Genomic DNA, 21,069 nt, shown 5'->3' with positions numbered 1-21,069 from the left:
AACAGCTCCAGTCGCGCGAAGGAAAGGGGGGTTAGATCACATCCTAGTCAGCGAGCGAGGATGTGGGCGGCCTCGCTCACGAGCCGGGCCGCGGACTTCGCGGTGCGTCCATCCACGTCAAAGCGCGGATTCAGCTCGACAATGTCCATGAGCGAGAGTTTCCCGGTGCGCGCAGCGGCCCGCACCGCCGCCACGATGATCGGCAAATCCACGCCAAGCGCCGCCGGGGCTGACACCCCGGGCGCCGTGTGGGCGGGCAGCACGTCGAGGTCGATCGTCAGGTAGAGAACGTCGATACGGGCGGCGAACTCCTCGACGAACCGCGCGACGCCCTCGGCACCCATCTCAAGGCACTCCAGATCCGTGCGGTACTGAACGCCGAGCGCATCGGCCGTGTCGAAAAGCGTGCGCGTGTTGCCCGGCTCCGCGATCCCGAGCACCGCGTAGTTCAGGTCGCGCCCCTCGGCCTTTTCCGCCTCCGCCATTTGCAAAAATGGGGTCCCGCTCGTGGGCGTGGGCGCGCTGCGAAGATCGAAGTGGGCGTCAAGGTTGAGAACGCCCCACGAGGGAGGCTCGCAAGCGTCGGACCCCTCGCCCGCGGTGCCCGTGGTGCCAACCGAGCCGGCTCCCGCGCGCCCGCGCGCCCCCAGGTGCTCGCGAAGCCCCAGGTAACTTGCCCACGCGGTTTCGTGACCGCCGCCGAGCACGAGCGTGAGGCGATTGCCCTCGGTGCCGAGCGCGCGGGCCGTCAGATGCCCCATGTCCGCTTGCGCTTCCTCGAGCGCCTCGCCAACGGTCGTCACATCGCCCCAGTCCGCGAGGGCCACCTCGCCCGTGCCGAGCGGACCGTGAAGCGCCATGCCCGCAAGCGCCGAACGCAAAGCTGCGGGTGCTTCCGCCGCCCCCACACGACCGTGATTGCGGCGCACCCCCTCGTGCGAAGCAAAGCCCGCAAGTGCCACGTGTGCGCCCTCGGGCGGGCGCTCCTCACTCACGAGCGACACGCGCTGATGCCAGCGCGCGTGCGCCGCACCCTCACCATCAACTCGACCCTTCCACGGACTGTTCTCGATGCTGCTCAACGTGTTCACGCCCTCCATTATGGGTGCGCGGACTGTATCCAAATAGATTCGCTCCAGGCGCGCCCGATAGTGTGTGCTCTATGCCGTCGAAAGTACCCGCAGCCGCCTCAACGTTGAGGATCCTCACCTACCTCGCCCAGCGCTCGAGGCCCATTGCCGCCTCGCGCATCGCGAGCGAACTCGATATTCCGCGCTCGAGCACGTACGACATCCTCGCGGAACTTCTCGATCAAGGCTTCGTTCTCCACTACTCAGACCTTCACGCTTACGGCCTTGGTCCATCCGCCTATGAACTCAGCTTCGGCTACACCCGGCAGGCTCCGCTCGCTCGCCTCGGCAAGCGCGTGACCGAACGTCTCACGGATCGAGTTGGCGAGATCTCGCACGTCGCCGTGCTTCAGGGCCGCCACGTGCTCTACGTCGTCGAAGCACGCCTCAGCAAACCCGCCTCCTACCCCACCGACGTCGGCGTGCGCGTGCCCGCCCACCTCACCGCAAGTGGGCGCGCAATTCTCAGCGCCCTGCCCGCCAATCAGCTCGCCGCCGTCTTTACCGGCGAAACGGTTCTCGAACCTCAGCTCGGTGCCGAGGTGGGCCCTGCGTTCCCCGTAGCGCGCGCGCTCGCCGACGCACGCGACACGCGCACGCGCGGCTACGCCGTCGAAAACGGTGAGGTTCTCGACGGACACCGCTCGGTGGCGCTCCCCGTTTTTGACGGCGCTCGCTGGCCTGTTGCCGCGGTGGCCGTCACCTGGCAGGGAAGCGACTCCTCGCGCGACCTCGACATGCTCGAGGCCGTGCGCGTCGCCGCAGACCAACTGCAAAAGGCGATCTCCTAAAGGAGACCGCCTTTCGCCTTACGCGTTCGCGAGAGTTCTTAGAAGAACGCTCCGGGTCGCGGAATATTGCGCACGTTCGACTTCGCAAGATTCACCATCTTGCCCACGCCGCCCTCGAGCACGATCTTTCCGCCCGCGGTTGCAAAACCGCTCATCTGCTCGAGCGTGATCTTCGGAGGCATCGCAAGCGCGTCCGGATCCGTCACAATGTCGATGAGCATCGGGCCAGGTGCTGCGAGGGCCTTCTTGAGGTCCTTGCGCAGGGTCTTTGGGTTCTCGATGCGGATCGAGGGGATACCGGCACCTTCGGCGATCTTCGCGAAGTTCACCGAATCGTGGTCAGTCTCGAAATCGGGAAGGCCCGCCACGAGCATCTCGAGCTTCACCATGCCGAGGCTCGAGTTGTTGAACACGACAATCTTCGTGTTCAACTGGTGCAGGCGCACCGTGAGAAGTTCGCCCATGAGCATCCCGAGGCCGCCGTCGCCACTCATGGAGATGACCTGGCGGTTCGGCTGTGCGGCCGAGGCGCCGATCGCCTGGGGGAGGGCATTAGCCATCGTGCCGTGACGGAACGAGCCGAAGATGCGGCGCTTACCGTTCGGCTCGATGTAGCGTGCGGCCCACACGTTGCACATGCCCGTATCGACCGTGAACACAGCATCGTCGTCCGCGAACTCATCGAGGAGGCTCGCAACGTACTCCGGGTGGATCGGCTTGAGGCGCGACGCCCGCTTCGTGTACGAGTTGACGACGTGCGTGAGCTCCTTCTCCTGCTTGCGCAGCATCGAGTTGAGGAACGAGCGGTTCTTCTTCTGCTTGAGCTGGGGCAGCAGCGCGCGGATCGTGAGGGCCACATCGCCGTGCACACCCAGATCGAGAGGCACGCGGCGGCCGAGGCGCGAGCCGTCGGCATCGATCTGCACAACCTTCGGCTTACCTTCGCGGGGAAGGAACTCCGAGTACGGGAAGTCCGTGCCGAGCAGGATCAAAAGATCGCACTCGTGGGTTGCTTCGTAGGCGGCGCCGTAGCCGAGCAGGCCGCTCATGCCCACGTCGAACGGGTTGTTGTACTGGATGAATTCTTTGCCGCCGAAAGCGTGCCCGATGGGCGCTTTGAGGGTGTCGGCGAGTTCAAGGACTTCCGCGCGTGCCCCCTCGATACCGGCTCCGGCAAAGAGGGTGATTTTCTTAGCCGAGTTCGCGAGGCGGGCGAGTTCCTCGACGACCGAGGCCTGCGGCTGGATCGCACCGAAGGTCGTGGTGAGGGTGCGGGTCGCTTCAATCGTGACCTCCTGGCTGGCGATGTCGCCGGGAATCACGAGAACCGAAACGTCCTTGTTCGCGAGCGCGGTTTGCGCGGCGTTATGAAGCATCTGCGCGCCGTGGTTGCCCGAATTGACCATTTCGCAGAAGGCCGCGCATTCGTTGAAAAGAAGCTCGGGGTGGGTTTCCTGGAAAAAGCCGGTTCCGATCTTTTCGCTCGGGATATGCGAGGCAATCGCGAGAACCGGAACAGAGTCGCGGTGGGCGTCGTAAAGGCCCTGCACGAGGTGCGTGTTGCCGGGGCCGCACGAGCCTGCGCATACGCCGAGCTTGCCCGTGACGCGGGCCTCGGCGCCTGCCGCGAAAGCCGCGGCCTCCTCGTTGCGCACGTGGATCCATTCGATGCCCTTGGTCGTGCGCACGGCATCCACGATGGGGTTGAGGGAGTCGCCCACAACGCCGTAAATACGCTCGACGCCCATAGCAACGAGTTGATCGACGGTGTGCTGGGCGAGTGTCTTTTTCGCCATGGAGTTTCATCCCTTTCGCGGATGTTCGTCTGGCCCGCGGCGAAAACGCCGAAAAGACCAGCGTTGAGTCTGTGACGCTTTAAGCGTAGGCGGGACTTTGGTCCATTGCAGCTTGAGGTTTCAGAGGTCACGTTATTCGCGTGAGCCGGGCCACGTATTGATGAAGTTAGCACCTTCTTGGGGTGGGGGCATCGGCCTCGTGCGGGCCGCGCGAGCGGACGCGCACGCAATGCATAAAGGGGCGTGAGTGGTGCAAAGTGGCGTGCGGATAGTGTGACTCGCGTAATAGTTCGCGACTCACTCAAGGCGCTGACCAGGCAGTTTGTTGCGCTTCCAAGGGGAATTGCAGGAAATACAGCCAATCGTGATCCCATTTCCCGGTTTTTTCAAGGCAGACGTAGTTGCCTTAATGCATCGCGCACGGATCCCTCAAAGTGGGATCTCGTCGTGCGGGGATAAGGGTAAAGGGATTGACCCCCGGTTGTGCCTCGTGAAGGCAGACCGGGGGTTTCCCTATTGAGCCTCGCGTAATCGAGGTGTAGATAACTGCGCTATTTCCCCGTTTTCGCGCATGCCTGCGACATTTTCTCCACGTGAAAAAGGGGTCCGACGGTTACCCGCGCCCTACTGTTTCCCGAAGGTGCGCGTGCCACGCCTCCATGCGCGGCATCGATCGGCGTTCATCACGCGGATTGCCGCCCTCGAGAATCGACACGAGATACTCCCGATCGCGCTCGAGCCTGTCGAGAGCATCGACGCCAAGGGGGCCGTGGCCAGGAATGACGAGTCGCGCCTCACGTGCGTAGGGCTCGAGCAGCGAGAGTGCATCGAGGTAGGCGCGGAAGGGGTCGAAGCTTCGCTTTTGGAGCACGCGTGCGCGATAGTCGCAGTCGTCGAGGTCGGGCTGGGGAAGCTCGGTGCTCGAGAGCATGTCGCCCGCGATCAGGATGCGCTGGTCGGGTAGCCATAGGGCAGTGTGGCCCGGAACGTGGGCGTCGTGACTGAGCAATTCGGGCTCGAAACCGTCCGGTGCCGCACCCTTGGGGAGCCACGTGCGGTGGGCATCGGCCGGAGCCTGCGGGGTGGGGTAGAGCCGGCCGAGGAGCGCGACGATGCCGGGCCGAGAATCAAGGCCCGGATCGTCCGCAGCGGCGCGCTCGAGGAGGCGCTCGCGATCGGCATCCACCAGGCGCACCGTTGTCTCAGAGGCGAGCCGCGGGGCATCGCCAAAAGCCGGATGCCACAGGACGTGATCGTGATGCGCGTGGGTGGCGAAGCCAGAAAGGACCTTCAGGCCGCGTTCGTCGAGTTGGTCGGCTATGTCGTCGAGCTCATCGACCTCCCATCCCGGATCGATGAGCATCGCCTCGCTGATCGAGGCGAGCACAACGCTATTGAGTGACTCGTGGCGCGAGGTGTGCACGAGGACTCCGGGCGCGACATCCACCAATTCAGCCATGGCCCCATTCTTTCAGCCGTTCGCCTCTCGGGATGGAAGCACCCCGTCTCACGGGTCAAAACTGGCAAGGCCTCGACCCTTTTCTTCGGCCTTTTCGGTTGGACGGCGTGGTGTTTGCCCAGGTCCGAGGGGTAGGCGTATAATGAAATGTGATGCAGGCCGCATGGGTGCTGGCCGACCCGACGTCGAGGGCCGCACCGTTGCGGATCGACAAGGAGGTCCCATGAAACCCATCACCCGGCGTACTGCGCTCGCCGGAACAGGCGCCGCACTCGCGGGTGCCCTCGCGAGCTGCGCACCACCAAACCCCGGCTCGGTGAACGCCGAAGCCACAATCCCACCGTCGAAGGATCGCGTAAAGCTCACCTACTGGGCATGGGTCAAAGACCTTCAAAAAGTCGCTGACATATTCAACAAGAGCCAAGACCGCATCCACGTGGAAGCCTCATGGATTCCCGGCGGCGGAAGTGGCGGCTACGCCAAAATTCTCTCCGCTGTAGCCGCAGGGGGTGGCCCCGACATTGCGCAGGTTGAGCTCCGCTCCGTTCCCGAGTTCGCGCTCGCGGGCGCCCTCGTGGACCTCTCTCGCTACGGGATCGTCAAAGACAAATTTGATCCGGGCGCTTTCGCGCAAGCGCAAGTGGGCGAGTCCGTGTGGGCCGTTCCGCAAGACACGGGCCCCGTCGCAAACTTCTACAACCGCGAAGTACTCGAAGGGGAGCTCGGCCTTACGCCGCCGTCCACATGGGACGAGTTCCGCGAGGTTGCGGGGGCCGTCAAGGATGCGGGTAAGACGATCTTTACCCTCGATCCGAGCGACGGCTCCTACTTCGTCATGTGGGCCATGCAGGCGGGTGCCACGTGGTTCAAGCCCGAGGGCGATGGATGGATCATCAACATGACCGACGAGGAATCACTCAAGGTCGCCGAGTTCTGGGATGGCATCCTCGCCGACAATCTCGTTGGAACCGGGTATGGCGCGTTTTCGACGCCGTGGATGGCGGCCACGGGCGACGACAAAGTCCTCAGCACGATCTCCGGATCGTGGAGCGACGCCCTTATCGAAGCGGTGCCTGGCGCCAAAGGTAAGTGGGCCGTCGCGCCCATGCCAACGTGGGGTGATGGCTACGCCTCGGGAGCCCACGGCGGCTCGTCAGCGGCGATCCTCTCTACGAGTAAGCACCCGGCCGAGGCGCTCGAATTCTGCACGTGGATGTGCACGAGCCCCGAGGGGATCGACGCGATGATCGAGAACTGTGGTATCGGCTGGTCACCGTCGGCGGACTACATCGGTGAGTCCCGCACGCAACCGTCAGAGTTCTTCTCGGGCCAAAACTACAACGAGGAGGTCATCGTGCCCATGGCCGAGGGGCAGAACCTCGAATGGACGTGGGCGCCGCTTATGCAGCGCTTCATGGATGTCGTGGGCACCGGAATGACGAAAGCGATCAACGGTGAGCAGCCCCTCGTGGACCTCCTTGCGGTCACTCAGAAAGACATCACCGAGATTATGCAAGGCATGGGCCTCAACGCGGAGGAGGCGCGATGAAATCAAAGTGGGCACCCTGGGTACTTATGGCACCGTTTTTGGTGCTGTTCATCGGCACGATGGTGGTGCCGATCATCATGGCGGTTGGCTACAGCTTCACGACCGTGGAGCGCCACGGCCTCCTCGGCGAGGGCGGCATCGAGACTTCGTTCGCGGGCTTCGATAACTACATCGCCGCGCTCGCGAACCAGAACTTTGTGGCCTCGATCGGGCGCATGATCCTCTTCGGCGTCGTGCAGGTGAGCGTCATGATCGTCGCCGCAACGATCCTCGCGCTCCTTCTCGAAAGTGCCGCGGCGAAATGGCCGGGATTCTTTAGAAGCGCCTACTTTTTGCCCTACGGCATTCCGGGCGTGATCGCCACTATCCTCTGGTCGTTCCTGTACATCCCCGGGCTGAGCCCCATTGTTGATGCGCTTCAGCTCGTGGGAATTGAGGCCGATTTCCTGAGCCCAGACATGGTGCTGTGGTCGATCGCGAACATCGTGACCTGGACGTATACGGGCTACAACATGCTCATCATCATCGCCCAGCTCAAGGCCATTCCCGGTGAGCTGTACGAGGCCGCCCGCATCGACGGGGCCGGTCCCTTGAAGATCGTGACCTCCATTCAGTTGCCACTCATTCGGCCGGCGCTTTTGCTGACGATCATCTTCTCGATCATCGGCACACTCCAACTGTTCGCGGAGCCTCGCCTACTGATGACGATGAGCTCGGGCATCACGAACGAGTACACGCCGAATATGAGCGCCTACGCGTACGCGTTCCAGTACAACGAGGTTGGGATGGCGGCGGCGCAGGCCGTGATCATCGCGGTCTCGGCCTTTGTTCTTTCGGCCATTGCTCTCGGGGTCTCCTCGTGGGCGGAGAGGAAGCGATGAGCGCTACGCAAACGACGCACGTCAGCGAACGTTCGAGGAAGAAGCAGGCTATGCGCCTTGAGCGGGATCAGCGTTCGGGTGCCCGCTCGGCTGGCCGCAAGCCGGCGACGACGATCATTGTGACGGCGCTTTTGGCGATCGTCGCGATGTACTTCCTCGTGCCGGTCTATTGGGTGATCGTGAACGCGACGAAGTCGACCGAGGACCTGTTTGGTACGAGCGGCTTCTGGTTTGGCAAAGAGTTCCTGCTGTTCGACAACCTCAAGGCTGTGTTCACGGCCAATGGCGGGATCTTCTCGCGCTGGGCGCTCAACTCGCTTCTGTATTCGGGAGTGGGCTCGGTGCTCGCGACCTACTTCGCGGTCGCCGCGGGGTATGCGCTCGCGAAATACCGCTTCCCCGGCCGCAGGGCCGTGTACGCGTTCGTGCTCGGTGGTGTGCTCGTGCCGGGCACCGCGACCGCGCTCCCGCTGTTTTTCCTGTTCTCGAGCGTGGGGCTCACAAACACGTACTGGGCCGTGCTTATTCCGTCGCTCGTGAGCCCGTTCGGTCTGTTCCTCGCGTCAATCTACGCGAGTGCGGCCGTTCCGGATTCGATGCTTGAGGCGGGGCGTCTCGACGGCGTGAGCGAGATTGGGCTGTTCCACAGGCTTGCCCTTCCTCAGCTCACGCCGGCGGTGGTGACGATCCTGCTGTTCCAATTCGTGGCGATTTGGAACAACTACTTCCTGCCCCTCGTGATGCTTGCCGACGAGAAGCTCTACCCGATCACTCTGGGCCTCGATAACTGGCGCGCGCAAACGGATCGTTTGCCGGAGTTTTTCCAGCTCACGACCGGCGGCGCGCTGCTCTCGGTGATCCCGCTCGCGATCCTCATTCTCGTGCTGCAGCGCTTCTGGCGCGGTGGCCTCACGGAGGGCTCGGTCAAGGGGTAGGGAGAGTCCGGGCGTTTAGCTGTTTTCCTTTTCGAGGACCTCGTTCATCGCTTTCGCGAGCTCGCGGCAGCCGTCCTCCGCGGTGATTTCCCCGTTGAAGACCTTCGAGAGGTATTCGCCCTCGAGTTCCTCCCATTCGGGGCACGTCTTGGAGACAGGGAAAGGCACTGCGTAGTTGTGTGCCTGGTCGACGAAGACCTCGAGGTTGTAGCCGGGCTGGGCGTCGACGTACGGATCCTGGGTGCCGTCGAGAGCGGGAAGCGCGATGCCGGATTCCGCGCTGATTTTGGCTGCTTCTTCGCCCGCGAGGAAGGTCACGAGGGCCTGGGAGGCAGCGAGGTTCTTGGTGTTTGCAGAGATCACGTGGCCGAGGCCGTGCACGGCGGTCTTGCGGTCGTCGCCGCCGGGAAGATACGCGACGGCGCAGTCGTTCTTCACGGAGGAGCCGATGAGTGCGCCAACGCGCCAGTTGCCCGACCACTGCATGGCCACCTGGCCGCCTTCAAACATGCCGTAACACGAGTTTTCAGCAAGGAACTCCTGGTCGGGGCATGCGCCGATCTCGATGAGGTCCCGCCAGAACTTCACGCCCTCGATCGTCTTGGGGTCGTCGTAGCCGGATTTCTTTTTGTCGTCGGAGATTACCCATCCGCCGTTGATGGCGATCGAGTGGTAGTAGGAGGCTGTGCGCGAGAAAACCTCAGCGCAGCCCCACACGCCGTCGGGAAGCTTGTCGGTGAGCTCGAGTGCCTTCTCCTTGTAGGTGTCGAGCGTCCAGGTTTCGTCCGGGTAGGCAACGCCGGCCTGGTCGAAAAGCTTCTTGTTGTACCAGATACCTACGCAGTCGACGTCCTTGCACGTCGCGAAGAGTTCGCCGTCGACCGTGTACATGTCGACGAGTGCGCTCGGGTATTTGTTCGGGTCGATGAGCCCGTCGTCGACGAGGGCTTTGAGGGAGGCGAGCTGGCCGTTTTCGGCGTAGGAGCGGAAGTTCGGGCCGTTCATCCAGAACACGTCGGGCAGAGCTTTCGACGAAGCCTGCGCGCGAAGCTTGGTGAAGTAGTCCTTGAACGGCACCATGTTCAGCTGAACCTTGACGTTCGGGTACTTCTTATTGAATGCCTTCATGACATCTTTGAGCATCGCCTCCTGGTTGATATCCCAGTAGGCGTAGGTGATCGTGCCTTTGATCTTCTTCGGGTCGTCGCCAATTTCGTTCGTGGCGCCCTTGACGCCGGCTTTGTTCCCTCCTCCGCAGCCGGTTGCGGCAGCAGCGAAGGCCGCTCCGCTTGCGGCGAGGAGGGAGCGGCGGGCGATCGGGGATGTGGCCATGATGGTCTCCTTTGTGGGTAAGGGGTTTCGGAGAGTGGCAGAAGTGAACGGTTTTCTAAAACCTCTTTAAGAAAACCAATGGCGGGGAATTTACGGCAAGGCAGGAGGTGAAATGTTGCAGCTCGTTCACTGAGTATTCAGATCTGCGGCTCTGCCCGGGGTGCTTCGGTCCGACGGTGGCGTGCCCCACATCCCTTCCTAGTTAGATTAGGCAATGCTAACCTTGCAAATATGTCAGTTGCCTATCCCGAGATGACGTCGCTCGCCAACGAGCTCACCTCGCGTGCGCTCGTGTGCACCCTCGACTGCCCCTTCGCTTCGACGATCGCCTTGAGCGATTTGCCGAAGGGGGCCACGGCGATCATCGCGGCATATCGCGACTCGCACTCTGTTCTGTGCCGCCGTCTCTTTGACCTGGGCTTCCACCCGGGTCTCGAGGTCGAGCTCGTGCGCAAGGCGCCCATGCGTGACCCGCTCGTGTTCCGCGTTGCCGATTGCGAAATCGTCCTTCGAAAGCGCGACGCGGCACGCATCCTCGTGCACGTTGGGGATGAGCACCCCAACAACTCGGTCGAGAAGAAGGCAGCATGACCTGCCACGATGCGGCGCCGGAAGTGCCGCGCGATACCGGCGCGCGCCGTTTTGCGCTCGTGGGCAACCCGAACGCCGGTAAATCCACGGTGTTCAACGCCCTCACGGGCATGCGGGCGAAGGTTGCGAACTACCCGGGCGTCACGGTCAGCAGGTTCGTGGGTAGCGTCGAAGTGCAGGACGCCTCCGGCGCGAGAATCGACGCCCAGGTGGAGGACCTCCCGGGTACCTACTCGCTAGACCCCATTAGCCCCGATGAGCAGGTTGTTCTCGAATCGCTCAGCGATGAAAGCCGCGCGGATGCGCTCATCGCGGTGCTTGACGCGACGAGCATGCGCCGCTCGCTCGGGCTCATCGCACAGCTTCAGCGCACGGGTCTGCCGATCCTTGTGGCGCTCACCCATGCCGACGAATTCCTCTCGCGCGGCGGCAGCGTGGACGTCGCGGCACTGTCGAAGGCGCTTGGCCACCGCGTTCTCGTCGTGACGGCCGGAAACCACCGAGAGCTCGACGCGCTGAAAGCCGAGCTGGCGTCGGAAGAGGACTGGCCGAGCCCCGCCGTTGCCGCTCCCACCAACCCGAAGGGCTCCGCCGCGTGGATCGATTCGGTGCTCGAGGCCGCGCACTATCGCGCGCCCGGCTCCCACGCCCGCACCCGCAAGCTCGATGCGGTGTTGCTGCATCCCGTGTGGGGCAGCCTCGTGTTCTTTGCGGCGATGTTTGCGCTGTTCCAGCTCATTTTTACGGTCGCTGCGCCCATTCAGGGCTGGATCGAAGAGGGCTTCGCGTTCCTCGGAGATGTCGCGCGCGAAAATATCGGTATCGATTGGCTCGCCGGTCTCGTGGCCGATGGCTTGATCGGTGGCGTGGGCGGCGTTCTCACGTTCGTTCCCCAGATTTTCCTGCTGTTCTTCGCGCTCGCCATCCTCGAGGCGTCCGGCTACATGTCGCGGGCGGCGTTCCTTATGGATCGGGTCATGGCAGGCGCGGGCCTCGAGGGCCGGGCGTTCGTCGCGATGCTCTCGAGCCTCGCGTGTGCGATTCCGGGGATTATGGCCACACGTTCGCTTCCTTCGGCGAAGGATCGACTCGCGACGATGCTCACGATCCCGCTCATGACGTGCTCGGCACGCCTTCCCGTGTACACGATGTTGATTGCGATGCTGATCCCGGCCGATGCCCGCCTGGGCGGAGTGATCGGTGCGCAGGGTGCGGCGCTCTTTGGGTTGTACGTGCTCGGGGCATGCTCCGCGATGGGCTCGGCGTGGGTGTTCTCGAAGATTTTTGGGCGCGGTCGGGCGAGCCTTCCCTTTTATATGGAAATGCCCACCTACCGCATCCCGACTTTGCGCGAGCTCGTGACGAACACGTGGATTCCCGTGAAGGGCTTTCTCACGAAGGTGGGTCGCATCATCCTCCTGCTCACACTCGTGTTGTGGGCGCTGCTCAACCTCCCGGCCGTGGGCGATGCGGAGCTCGCGGCCGCGGGCATCGACCAGTCCGATTCGGCGGCCGTGGCGACCTACCAGCTTGAGCATTCCTACGCTGCGGGCCTCGGCAAGGCCGTCCAGCCCGTGTTCGAGCCCCTTGGTTTCGATTGGCGCGTGAGCGTCGGTGTCGTTGCCTCGCTCGGGGCGCGCGAAGTGTTCGTTTCGACGCTCGGGCAGATCGCGAGTGCGTCCGATCCAGAAAACCCCGGCGATGCTCTCTCCTCTCTCACGTGGGGTCCCGGACCGCACGAAGGCCAGCTCCTCTTCACGCCAGGCACGATAGCCGCGCTCCTCGTGTTCTTCGTGTTCGCGCTACAGTGCACGAGCACCATCGCGGCGCTGCGCCGCGAATCCGGTTCGTGGACATGGCCCGCCCTCGCCTTCTGCTACATGTTCGCGCTCGCGTGGGTGGGAGCGTTTATCGCGAAGCTCGCGGTGGGAGCGCTGTAGTGGGCGTGGGTTCCGACGGTTCCCCGGCAAGCGTCGGACCTCACGCTTTGCCCGACCACTCCCAGCGTGCCGTGCCAAGTCTTGGCCATGCCACCTCCGCTCCGGCGAGCGTGACCGGGGCGGAGCGAGCGCTCAGGTGGAGCGTGCAGGGGGCGTCGTTGCCGCTTGGCTGGGAGCCGATTCCGGACGCGCTGCCGCAGCTTGAACGAATCGTCGCGGAGCCTCACGGGCTCTGGGTGTGGCTGCGCGCGGGATATTCCTGGCGCGACGAGGCCGAGGCTGTTCGCGAGGGACTTGCGCGCATGCTTGACGAGGCGGCGCCCCACCTCGCGGAGTTCGAGGCGCAAATCGGGGTGGACAGGCGCGTCGAGGCCGTGCGCCTTGCCGCGACAGATGTGATTGACGGTGACCTCGCGCCCTACATCGCCTCGCACGGCGGAAAAGTGCACATCGTTGACGTCGAGTGGTGCGATGCCGGGCCGGTGGTGAGCGTCGAGTTCGCAGGGGCGTGCAAGGGCTGCGAACTGTCCGAAGTGACGCTCCACCTGCGCATTGAGAAGGCGCTCGCGAAGCGCATTCCCGCGTTTGCTGAGGTGCGCGATGCGACCCCGCGCACGGCGCCGCGGCTCTTCCAGGGGCTTTTTCGCCGCCCGCCTGTGTCTTCTTCGTGAGGGTGTAGGCAGGCGCCTCATCCGCCCTCGTTGTGGGCGGCACACGCACGTCTTGACTGTTCTTTGAAAAAGAATTCACGTGGACGTCACTTTTACTGTGGATGTTGGTCCCTCGCGTAGAGCACTGTAACTGCGTCAGATCACCAACCACATTGAAGGGATGCCTCCAATGGTGCTCCACCTCCCGCTCCTCATGAAGGATCACGTTCGCGGCAAGCGTTCCGCAGTGACCTGTGCACTCAAGTGCGACAACCAGTGCGCGAAGCCCGCATGCAATACGAGCAACAACTCCTACATCGGTGACATCGTCTCCGCTGCGATCAGCCGCCGCTCGCTCCTCGGCGGTGCTGCCGCAAGCGCCCTCGTGATCGCCGCCGGCGGTACGCAGGGCATGGGTCAGGCCGCCTTCGCTGCCGACCCGAGCGCCCCGAACCCCACGATCGGCTCGGCGCCCGAAGCGCCGAACGGCTCGAAGCTCCGCTTCACCCCGATCGCCCCCGTCAACAAGGATGTCGACGAATTCAACGTGCCCGAGGGCTACCGCTGGGAGCCCGTCATCAAGTGGGGCGACCCCCTCTTCGACGACTCGCCTGAGTTCGACTGGAACAACCAGACTCCCGAAGCCCAGGCGAAGCAATTTGGGTACAACAACGACTACACGGAGATCCAGGAGATCCCCGGCTCGGATGGCCTGCGCGCCGTCATGTTCGTGAACCACGAGTACACGAACGCGAACATCATGTTCCCGGAGGACATGCCGAAGCATGATCAGGTCGCCATCACGATGGCTGCGCAGGGGCTCACCGTCGTGGAGCTCGAGCGCAAGGACCGCAAGTCGCCCTACACCTACGTGAAGGGCGGAAAACTCAACCGCCGCTTCCTCCTCGACACGGAGTATGAACTCACCGGCCCCGCCGCGAGCTCCGAATTCGTGAAAACGAAGGACGACCCCGAGGGCCGCACGATCCGCGGCACCTTCGCGAACTGCTCGGGTGGCCTCACCCCGTGGGGCACGCTCCTTTCGGGCGAAGAAAACTTCCACGGCTACTTCGTTGCCGATGAGAACATTCAGTCGAACGCCCGCCTCGGCATCGACAAGAAAGAGTCGGTGTACGGCTTCGAAATGATTGACCCTCGCTTCAATGCGACGAACCCCGGCTACGAAAACGAGGTCAACCGCTTCGGTTACGCTATCGAGATTGACCCGTGGGACCCCACCTCGACCCCGAAGAAGCACTCCGCGATCGGCCGCTTCAAGCACGAGGGCGCGAACGTCATCATCGCCGAGAACGGTCACGCGGTCGTGTACTCGGGTGACGATGAGCGCTTCGAGTACATGTACAAGTTCGTCTCCAAGGAGAAGTACGTCGAGGGCGATCGCAAGCACAACATGACGCTCCTCTCCGAGGGCGATCTCTACGTCGCGCGCTTCTACGGCAACTCGCCCAAGGAAGAAATCGACGGCAGCGGCGCCGTTCCTTCGGACGGTCAGTTCGACGGCACCGGCGAATGGGTCCCGCTGATCCTCGACGGCAAGTCGCAGGTTGAGGGCATGACTGTCGAAGAGATCGCGGTCAACACCCGCACCGCTGCCGACAAGGTGGAGCCCACCAAGATGGACCGCCCCGAGGACGTCGAGCCGTCGCACCACTCGCGCAAGGTGTACGCGGCCCTCACGAACAACTCGAAGCGCGAGATCTTCCAGGTGGATGAAGTCAACCCGCGCCAGAAGAACCGCGACGGTCAGATCCTCGAGCTCGACGAGCAGGGTGACCAGACGAGCACCGAGTTCGCGTGGAACCTCCTCCTCGTGGCCGGCGACCCGAACGGTGGCGACCAGACCTTCTACGGCAATGTCGACCCGAAGTCGGTCTCGCCGATCTCCTGCCCGGATAACCTCGCGTTCGACTCGGTCGGCAACCTCTGGATTTCGACCGACGGTGCCCCGAGCGGGATCGGTTACAACGACGGCCTGTTCCGTGTGACCCTCGAGGGAGACATGCGCGGCAACGTCGAGCAGTTCCTCTCTGTGCCTCGCGAGGCAGAGACGTGTGGCCCGATCGTTCGCGACGAGGACTACTCGGCATTCGTGTCGGTTCAGCACCCGGGTGAAGATGGCAAGTTCAGCGAGCAGCACTCCTTCTTCCCTGAGTACAACCAGACCGGCCCGCGCCCGACGGTCGTGCAGGTTCTGCCGATTTGGGATGAGGCTGAGGAGCCCAAGCCCGAGCCGAAGCCGGAAGAGCCGAAGCCCGAGCCGAAGCCTGAGGAGCCCAAGCCCGAGGAGCCGTCGGCACAGCCTGCGCCCGGCAAGGATCCGAGCGACGCGGCTGCTCCGGTAGTGCCCGCTCCCAAGAAGCCGGAGAAGAAGCAGCCGAAGAAGCCTGTCAAGAAGGTGAGGAAGGAAGCCGAAACGAACCGTGGCCCGCTTCCGCGCACTGGTTTCGAGGCCGCTCCGGTTGCCGCAGGCGCCGCAGCTTTGCTCGCAGCCGGCGGCATGATGGCGGCGAAGTCCGCCAAGGACGCTAAGCCTGCAACCGAGGCTGAAGGTGACGGCCAGGCCGACGCCTGAGCATGAACCGCTGAGCCCTAGGGTTTGAACGGGAGGGGCCTCGCGCTGCGGCGCGGGGCCCCTCTGCTATTCCCGGTCCGCTCGTGGCCCTCGTAGCGCCCCAGTGTTTTGTGGGGCAGTTTTTGAACCCCTGAAACTGCGGGACGATACCGCATGGCTGTGAAACGCGATTCCAGCGGTCAGCATGTGACAGGAAGCAAGACGCTGCAATGCTCTATCGTGAGTGTGCACCGGGGATCTGATGCTGCACGATGGTTGGACCGCCGAAGGGTATACCTTGCGTAGTCTTACGTGCGGGACACGCGTGATATCGGGGCGTTGGAAGAGCCTCGACAACGAGAACTGGAGCTGCGCCCCTTTTGATTGAAATGCTGTTGTTTATCGCCGTCATCGCCTTCACTCTGGTGGTGGCGTACGTGCCCGGCTACACCTGTATCCGGGTTCTTCGTGGCTCCGTGCTTCTTGCCGTAGCCTTCGCTCCCGCCATCAGTATGGGGGTTGCCGGTCTCGCTGCCGTTGGCGCGGGCGCCATGGGTGTGCGGTGGGGGATAGTGCCCTTTGCACTGGCGTTTGTACTTCTCATCTCAGCGTGTGCTTTGGCTCGGTTTCTGGGCGTCACGCTGCCTGCAACGTGCATGGATAACTCCCTGCTTCCGCATGCGTCGAAACGCCAGATCGCCGGATGGGGATTTGCGCTTTTCTCCGCAGTGGCCGTGTGCCTTGGGCCGATCTTTTTGGTCGCACGGACCCCCGAGGCCATTCTTGAGCGCTACGACGCTCTGTACCACCTGAACGCCCTGGCGTTTGTGCACGATCGCGGCGATGGCTCGAGTCTAAGCATCAACGCACTCACGCGCACCGTCCTCTCCGCAGTGTCGTATCCGGCCGCCTTCCACGACCTAGCCTCCCTCGTCCCGGTGTCGAACGTGCCGATCGTGCTCAACGGCTCCGTACTGGCGTTATCAGTCGTTCCGTGGATTCTGGGTAACGCCCTCCTTGCGGCAGTGGTGTTCCCCCGAGTGCGGTGGGCTGTTCCAACCGCAGCCATTGTCGCGGCGCTCATTCCGGCCAGCCCCGTGAACCTCTGGATTCACCTTTCACCCATCCCAAACCTCATTGGGTTCGCGATTCTTCCCGGGCTCCTCGCCGCCGCCTACGCCCTGTGGCTCAGCCTCGAGAGCGGACTTAAGCCAAGCCCTTCCCCCGCTTCTCTTATTGCCGGGACCTCGACGCCCGCGCGCACTCCTTCCGACCCCATCGCGATGCGTTCACCGATCAAGGCTGTTCTATGCATGACTGCGGTGGCCGCCCTTGCACTAGTGGGACTCGCGCTCCTGCATCCAAACACCGCCGTCACACTGCTGCTCTTGCTGGGAGTCCTAAGCACAGTGCGGGTCATCCAGGGCGGGAGGCAGATGCGCGTGCTGTGGTTAGTCCCAGCTCTTGCGCTCATTCCAGTGTTCATCGTGGCTTTCACGCCCATAGGAGCCCGGGCCACAGGGTTCTCGGGCGGGTTAAAGGTTCCGCTCAGCACTGCATTGGGAGAAATCCTCTTCGGCCTATTGACGGTGTGGCCGATGCCGCTTGGCGTGGCTCTGGCATTGCTGTGGTTGCCGGGGCTCGCAGTGAGTGCGCGTCGAGGGGAGCGTTGGGTAGCGGCGTGCTGGCTCGTCACCGCAATTCTGTACTTGGACGCTGCCATTGATTCGCCGCTCAACCTTTCGGCGCTGTACTTCCGCGGACAGGATAGGCTCGCGATTCCCTTGGCGATGCTCTCTATTGTGCTCGTGATCCCCGGTATTCGAGCCTTGAGTGGCCTGGTCCATAAGAAGTCATTCGCACAAAGTGGGAGCGCTAGTCGCCCGCCCATTCGGATCGTCGCCGCAGCGCTCGCGCTGGTCGCGGCACTCAGCTCTTTGCCATACCGCTACGCGGATGCCGCGTTGAACCTGCAACCCGAATACCCGGGCCGAGGCAGGTTCTTGCAACCGGGAGAGCACGAGGCGTTTGCTACGGCGCTGCCCAAGCTCGACGCGGAGCGCTCGATCCTCGCCAGTCCCTATTCGGGGGCGGCGCACATGTACGCCCTGGAAGGCGCACGCGTCTACTTTCCGGTGCCGGGGATGGCACTGTCCGCCAAGGACCGTGCCGTTATCGATGCGGTTCCCCTCGCGAGTACCGATCCGGATGCGTGCGCACTCCTAACGAAGGCTGGCGTCGGCTACCTCTACCAGGAGAATACGCTGTATCAGTACGATCCAGCGTTCAGCCCATTGCAGGGAAATTTAACAGGACTCGGCTCGACGGTCTTTGAAACCGAGCACTCCCGGCTTATTGAGATCGATTGCGATTGAGCATGTGCGTGCGATGGTGCTCGCGTAGAGCACCATCGCACATAGATCAGGCGGTTGCTAGCGCCTTACGGAGCGCTTCAATCACGCGCTCAACATCGCTATCGCGGAGATCGGGGAACATCGGCAGCGAGATCTCACGACGGTAGTAGTCCTCCGCCACCGGGCACATTCCGCGCTTGTAGCCCAGATCCTCGAAAACGGGATGCCAGTAGGCCGGAATGTAGTTCACCTGCACGCCGATCCCCTGCTCTCGCAGCGATTCAAAAATCGCTTTGCGACGTTCAGCGGGAACCCTGAGCGGGTACAGGTGCCAAGCAGGCTCGGCTTCTGCGGGGGCAAAGGGAATCTCCACGCCGTCGAGGTTCGAGAGTGCCTCGTCGTAGGTCCGCTTGATTTCGGCTCGACGAGCGACGAAATCATCCAGACGTTGAAGCTGCGAACTACCCAGCGCACAGAGCACATCCGGAAGGCGGTAGTTGATGCCGAAGGAGTGCACCTCCTGATGCCAGGGGCCCTCATCGGGGTAGCGCTGGAGCTTCTTGTCTCGCACGAGTCCGTGATTCTTGAACCGCCGAGCTCGAGTGGCGAGATCGTCGTCATTGGTCACCAGTGCGCCACCTTCGGCGGTGGTGAGGTTCTTTGTGGGGAAGAACGAGAAGCTGGTCAAATCCGCGAGCGAGCCTACGGGATCGCCGTGGTAGCGCGAACCGATCGAATGGGCCGCATCCTCCAAGAAGAGCGTTCCAGTCTTTTCCGCCAGGGCCCTAAAGGCTTCGGCCTCGACTGGAACACCGGCGTAGTCAACGCCCGCGATGACTTTGGTGCGCGAGGTGACAGCGGCTTCAGCAGCGGCAGGATCGAGGTTGCCGGTCTTCGGATCTACGTCGGCGAACACGATTTTCGCGCCGAAAACGGCGGCGGTGGCCGCGGTGGCGACAAAGGTCAGTGGCGTCGTCACGACCTCGTCGCCGGGCTCGATCCCGGCAGCGGCGTAGGCGAGATGAAGGCCTGCGGTACCGGAGGTCACGCTGATCGCATGTGACGCGTTGGCGCGCTTCGCGACCTCTGCCTCGAACCGGTCAACCTCGGGGCCCGTCGTCAGCCAATCGCTGTTGAGGGCACGGGTGACAGCTGCAATGTCGTCGTCGTTGATGGATTGGCGACCGTAGGGAAGCACCTCAGAGTCCTTTCGCGATGATTTCTGCGATTTCGTCGCGGGTGTACCACTCGTCGTTGGAGTCGGAGCGGAAGGCGAAACCATCTTCGACCGGTTCAGAGTCGGCAGGGGTCTTGTAACCCCAGGTGGCAAGGTCCGGCTGAATGATGAAGTACTTGCCGCCGGCAATCTTGACGGCCCTGCGGCCCTCTTCGGGGCTGATCATTTCTTCGTGAAGCTTCTCGCCTGGGCGCAGGCCGACGTCGACGAGCTCTGCACCCGGAACCACGGCGTGGGCCAGATCAACGACCTTCATCGACGGGATGCGCGGGACCAGAAGTTCGCCACCCTGCATGAACTCGAAGGAGTCCGTCACCATCTTCACTGCCTGCGGGAGGGAGATGAAGAAGCGAGTGCAGCGCAGGTCCGTGATGGGCAGCGGCTTACCCTCTTCACCGAGCTTGCGGAAGAACGGGATAACTGAGCCGCGCGAGCCCATGACGTTGCCGTAGCGAACGACGGCAAAGCGCGTGGGGTAGGCGGCCGCGTAGTGGTTGCCGCTAATGAAAAGCTTGTCGGCTGTGAGCTTCGTGGCGCCATAGAGGTTGATGGGGCTGGAAGCCTTGTCGGTGGACAGTGCCACGACCTTCTTGACCCCCGCATCGATGGACGCTTCGATCACGTTCTGGCTTCCAAGGATGTTGGTCTTCACGAACTCGAACGGATTGTATTCGGCAGTATCGACCTGCTTCAGCGCGGCGGCGTGAACCACGTAGTCCACTCCGTGAAGCGCGCGGCGAAGACGCTTCTCGTCGCGAATATCGCCGATGAACCAGCGCAGACGCGGATCGTTGTTGAACTGGTTGCGAACCTCGTACTGCTTGAGTTCATCGCGGGAGAACACCACCACGCGGCGGGGGTTGTGGTTCTCGAGGACTTCCTTGAGGAACGCCTTACCGAAAGATCCGGTTCCACCGGTGATGAGGATGGATGAACCGCTGAGGATCGACATTTGGGTCTCTTTCGTTGATCGATGTCCACGCGCGAGCTCGCCTGGTATGGCCGAGGCTGCTGGATTCGCGTTGTTGCGCGTGCCATTATGGCACGCTCATACCTGCATGTGCCATTATGGCGCAGTGAGTTCAAAGCGAGTTGTAGCCGTAATCCAAGCCCGAACGGGATCATCACGTTTGCCTCGAAAGGTCCTGCGCCCGCTCGCGGGCCGGCCGGTTTTGGAATGGATGGTGCGGGCAGCCCGCGAAGCACACGGAGTCGATGAAGTGGTGATCGCCACGTCGACTGCCAGCAACGATGATGAGGTTGAGGCTCTCGGGTCGCAGCTCGGCGTCAGGGTTGTGCGTGGCAGCGAAGACGACGTGCTTTCGCGTTTCATGCTGGCACTTGAGGCTACCGACGCCGATGCCGTGGTGCGTTTGACTGCGGATTGCCCACTGTGCGATCCCGCGCTGATTTCCGCGATCGTCAGCATGTGGAAGGTCGATCCCACTTTGGACTACGTGGCCACGACGTTGATCCGCACGCTGCCGCGCGGGCTCGATGTCGAGCTTGCCTCGCGCAATGCGTTGCAAATCGCCGATGCGGAAGCCGAGAGCTTCCATCGGATCCACGTGACCTCGTACCTGTATGACAGCAAGAGTGCGTTCCGCACGATGGGGCTCGTTGTGCAGCCAGCGGCGAACGATCTTCGAGTGACGTTGGATACGGCCGAGGACGGCCAGCTACTCGATGCGGTTGTCGCGGAGTTGGGAGATCAGCCTCCGGCCTGGCAAGACGTGGTCAGCCTCTTGCGTTCGCGCCCAGATATCGTCCAGATCAACGCCAAGATTCGACAGAAGAAACTGGCGGATGGCTGATGCACGTTCTGTTGCGTTGTGATGCTACCGATGAGGGT

At 62.9% G+C, this 21,069-nt stretch carries 16 protein-coding genes; 10 read left to right on the top strand and 6 right to left on the bottom strand.

Annotated features, from left to right (window positions below):
• Positions 1-47: 47 nt before the first annotated feature.
• Positions 48-1,100: an arginase family protein gene (locus tag HMPREF3176_RS01240; protein WP_070457555.1), complete on the bottom strand. Its 1,053-nt coding sequence runs from the start codon at positions 1,098-1,100 to the stop codon at positions 48-50.
• A gap of 62 nt (positions 1,101-1,162) precedes the next feature.
• Here HMPREF3176_RS01240 and HMPREF3176_RS01235 point away from each other — a divergent pair, with 62 nt between their 5' ends.
• On the top strand, positions 1,163-1,921 hold the full coding sequence (locus HMPREF3176_RS01235) for an IclR family transcriptional regulator (protein WP_070457553.1): 759 nt from the start codon (positions 1,163-1,165) through the stop codon (positions 1,919-1,921).
• Positions 1,922-1,959: 38 nt separating this feature from the next.
• On the opposite strand, the gene HMPREF3176_RS01230 is transcribed toward HMPREF3176_RS01235, so the two are convergent.
• Both HMPREF3176_RS01230 and HMPREF3176_RS01225 read right to left on the bottom strand, forming a co-directional pair.
• A complete protein-coding gene (locus HMPREF3176_RS01230) occupies positions 1,960-3,717 on the bottom strand; it encodes a pyruvate dehydrogenase (RefSeq protein WP_070457551.1) in 1,758 nt (585 codons plus the stop codon).
• 613 nt (positions 3,718-4,330) lie between these two features.
• Positions 4,331-5,176 carry an MBL fold metallo-hydrolase gene (locus tag HMPREF3176_RS01225; protein WP_070457549.1) on the bottom strand — a complete coding sequence of 282 codons (846 nt, stop codon included), beginning with the start codon at positions 5,174-5,176 and terminating at the stop codon, positions 4,331-4,333.
• A gap of 223 nt (positions 5,177-5,399) precedes the next feature.
• On the opposite strand from HMPREF3176_RS01225, the gene HMPREF3176_RS01220 reads away from it, so the two are divergent.
• From HMPREF3176_RS01220 to HMPREF3176_RS01210, 3 genes are read left to right on the top strand one after another with little or no spacing between them, the layout of a single operon-like run.
• Entirely contained in the window at positions 5,400-6,725 is a 1,326-nt protein-coding gene (locus tag HMPREF3176_RS01220) for an ABC transporter substrate-binding protein (RefSeq protein WP_070457547.1), read from the top strand.
• Positions 6,722-7,606, top strand: a complete 885-nt coding sequence (locus HMPREF3176_RS01215; protein WP_016663458.1) for a carbohydrate ABC transporter permease — start codon at positions 6,722-6,724, stop codon at positions 7,604-7,606. Before HMPREF3176_RS01220 ends, HMPREF3176_RS01215 begins: the two co-directional genes overlap by 4 nt.
• A complete protein-coding gene (locus HMPREF3176_RS01210; RefSeq protein ID WP_016663457.1) occupies positions 7,603-8,541 on the top strand; it encodes a carbohydrate ABC transporter permease in 939 nt (312 codons plus the stop codon). Before HMPREF3176_RS01215 ends, HMPREF3176_RS01210 begins: the two co-directional genes overlap by 4 nt.
• A 15-nt stretch (positions 8,542-8,556) precedes the next feature.
• Here HMPREF3176_RS01210 and HMPREF3176_RS01205 read toward each other — a convergent pair whose 3' ends face one another.
• Positions 8,557-9,873 (bottom strand): ABC transporter substrate-binding protein, encoded by a 1,317-nt coding sequence (locus tag HMPREF3176_RS01205; protein WP_070457546.1) that lies wholly within the window; start codon positions 9,871-9,873, stop codon positions 8,557-8,559.
• Positions 9,874-10,104: 231 nt separating this feature from the next.
• Here HMPREF3176_RS01205 and HMPREF3176_RS01200 point away from each other — a divergent pair, with 231 nt between their 5' ends.
• From HMPREF3176_RS01200 to HMPREF3176_RS01180, 5 genes are all read left to right on the top strand, one after another.
• The gene (locus HMPREF3176_RS01200) at positions 10,105-10,464 is read left to right on the top strand and encodes a FeoA family protein (protein ID WP_210386437.1); all 360 of its coding nucleotides are present in this window, start codon (positions 10,105-10,107) and stop codon (positions 10,462-10,464) included.
• The gene (locus tag HMPREF3176_RS01195; protein ID WP_070457544.1) at positions 10,461-12,404 is read left to right on the top strand and encodes a ferrous iron transporter B; all 1,944 of its coding nucleotides are present in this window, start codon (positions 10,461-10,463) and stop codon (positions 12,402-12,404) included. Before HMPREF3176_RS01200 ends, HMPREF3176_RS01195 begins: the two co-directional genes overlap by 4 nt.
• On the top strand, positions 12,404-13,075 hold the full coding sequence (locus tag HMPREF3176_RS01190) for a NifU family protein (protein ID WP_070457542.1): 672 nt from the start codon (positions 12,404-12,406) through the stop codon (positions 13,073-13,075). Before HMPREF3176_RS01195 ends, HMPREF3176_RS01190 begins: the two co-directional genes overlap by 1 nt.
• 169 nt (positions 13,076-13,244) lie before the next feature.
• Positions 13,245-15,647, top strand: a complete 2,403-nt coding sequence (locus HMPREF3176_RS01185; protein WP_070457540.1) for a PhoX family protein — start codon at positions 13,245-13,247, stop codon at positions 15,645-15,647.
• A 368-nt stretch (positions 15,648-16,015) separates the two neighbouring features.
• On the top strand, positions 16,016-18,001 hold the full coding sequence (locus HMPREF3176_RS01180) for a DUF6541 family protein (RefSeq protein WP_070457538.1): 1,986 nt from the start codon (positions 16,016-16,018) through the stop codon (positions 17,999-18,001).
• A 46-nt stretch (positions 18,002-18,047) separates the two neighbouring features.
• On the opposite strand, the gene pseC is transcribed toward HMPREF3176_RS01180, so the two are convergent.
• Both pseC and pseB read right to left on the bottom strand, forming a co-directional pair.
• On the bottom strand, positions 18,048-19,178 hold the full coding sequence (gene pseC / locus HMPREF3176_RS01175) for a UDP-4-amino-4,6-dideoxy-N-acetyl-beta-L-altrosamine transaminase (RefSeq protein WP_070457536.1): 1,131 nt from the start codon (positions 19,176-19,178) through the stop codon (positions 18,048-18,050).
• A 1-nt stretch (position 19,179) separates the two neighbouring features.
• Positions 19,180-20,169 carry a UDP-N-acetylglucosamine 4,6-dehydratase (inverting) gene (gene pseB / locus HMPREF3176_RS01170; protein ID WP_070457534.1) on the bottom strand — a complete coding sequence of 330 codons (990 nt, stop codon included), beginning with the start codon at positions 20,167-20,169 and terminating at the stop codon, positions 19,180-19,182.
• A gap of 106 nt (positions 20,170-20,275) precedes the next feature.
• On the opposite strand from pseB, the gene HMPREF3176_RS01165 reads away from it, so the two are divergent.
• On the top strand, positions 20,276-21,031 hold the full coding sequence (locus tag HMPREF3176_RS01165) for a cytidylyltransferase domain-containing protein (RefSeq protein WP_083286157.1): 756 nt from the start codon (positions 20,276-20,278) through the stop codon (positions 21,029-21,031).
• The last annotated feature ends 38 nt before the right edge of the window (positions 21,032-21,069 follow it).

It is taken from the genome of Dermabacter sp. HMSC08H10 (assembly GCF_001807585.1).
GTDB classification, from domain to species: Bacteria; Actinomycetota; Actinomycetes; order Actinomycetales; family Dermabacteraceae; genus Dermabacter; species Dermabacter hominis.
This window is presented reverse-complemented; position numbering and strand designations above follow the sequence as displayed.

What these genes read in the sequence shown, in the direction of transcription:
- HMPREF3176_RS01230 (WP_070457551.1), bottom strand. Translation starts at nt 3,717, where the DNA reads ATGGCGAAAAAGACACTCGCCCAGCACACCGTCGATCAACTCGTTGCT.
- HMPREF3176_RS01205 (WP_070457546.1), bottom strand. Translation starts at nt 9,873, where the DNA reads ATGGCCACATCCCCGATCGCCCGCCGCTCCCTCCTCGCCGCAAGCGGA.
- HMPREF3176_RS01215 (WP_016663458.1), top strand. Translation starts at nt 6,722, where the DNA reads ATGAAATCAAAGTGGGCACCCTGGGTACTTATGGCACCGTTTTTGGTG.
- pseB (WP_070457534.1), bottom strand. Translation starts at nt 20,169, where the DNA reads ATGTCGATCCTCAGCGGTTCATCCATCCTCATCACCGGTGGAACCGGA.
- HMPREF3176_RS01195 (WP_070457544.1), top strand. Translation starts at nt 10,461, where the DNA reads ATGACCTGCCACGATGCGGCGCCGGAAGTGCCGCGCGATACCGGCGCG.
- HMPREF3176_RS01200 (WP_210386437.1), top strand. Translation starts at nt 10,105, where the DNA reads ATGTCAGTTGCCTATCCCGAGATGACGTCGCTCGCCAACGAGCTCACC.
- HMPREF3176_RS01165 (WP_083286157.1), top strand. Translation starts at nt 20,276, where the DNA reads ATGTGCCATTATGGCGCAGTGAGTTCAAAGCGAGTTGTAGCCGTAATC.
- HMPREF3176_RS01185 (WP_070457540.1), top strand. Translation starts at nt 13,245, where the DNA reads ATGGTGCTCCACCTCCCGCTCCTCATGAAGGATCACGTTCGCGGCAAG.
- HMPREF3176_RS01240 (WP_070457555.1), bottom strand. Translation starts at nt 1,100, where the DNA reads ATGGAGGGCGTGAACACGTTGAGCAGCATCGAGAACAGTCCGTGGAAG.
- HMPREF3176_RS01210 (WP_016663457.1), top strand. Translation starts at nt 7,603, where the DNA reads ATGAGCGCTACGCAAACGACGCACGTCAGCGAACGTTCGAGGAAGAAG.
- HMPREF3176_RS01220 (WP_070457547.1), top strand. Translation starts at nt 5,400, where the DNA reads ATGAAACCCATCACCCGGCGTACTGCGCTCGCCGGAACAGGCGCCGCA.
- HMPREF3176_RS01180 (WP_070457538.1), top strand. Translation starts at nt 16,016, where the DNA reads ATGCTGTTGTTTATCGCCGTCATCGCCTTCACTCTGGTGGTGGCGTAC.
- HMPREF3176_RS01225 (WP_070457549.1), bottom strand. Translation starts at nt 5,176, where the DNA reads ATGGCTGAATTGGTGGATGTCGCGCCCGGAGTCCTCGTGCACACCTCG.
- HMPREF3176_RS01235 (WP_070457553.1), top strand. Translation starts at nt 1,163, where the DNA reads ATGCCGTCGAAAGTACCCGCAGCCGCCTCAACGTTGAGGATCCTCACC.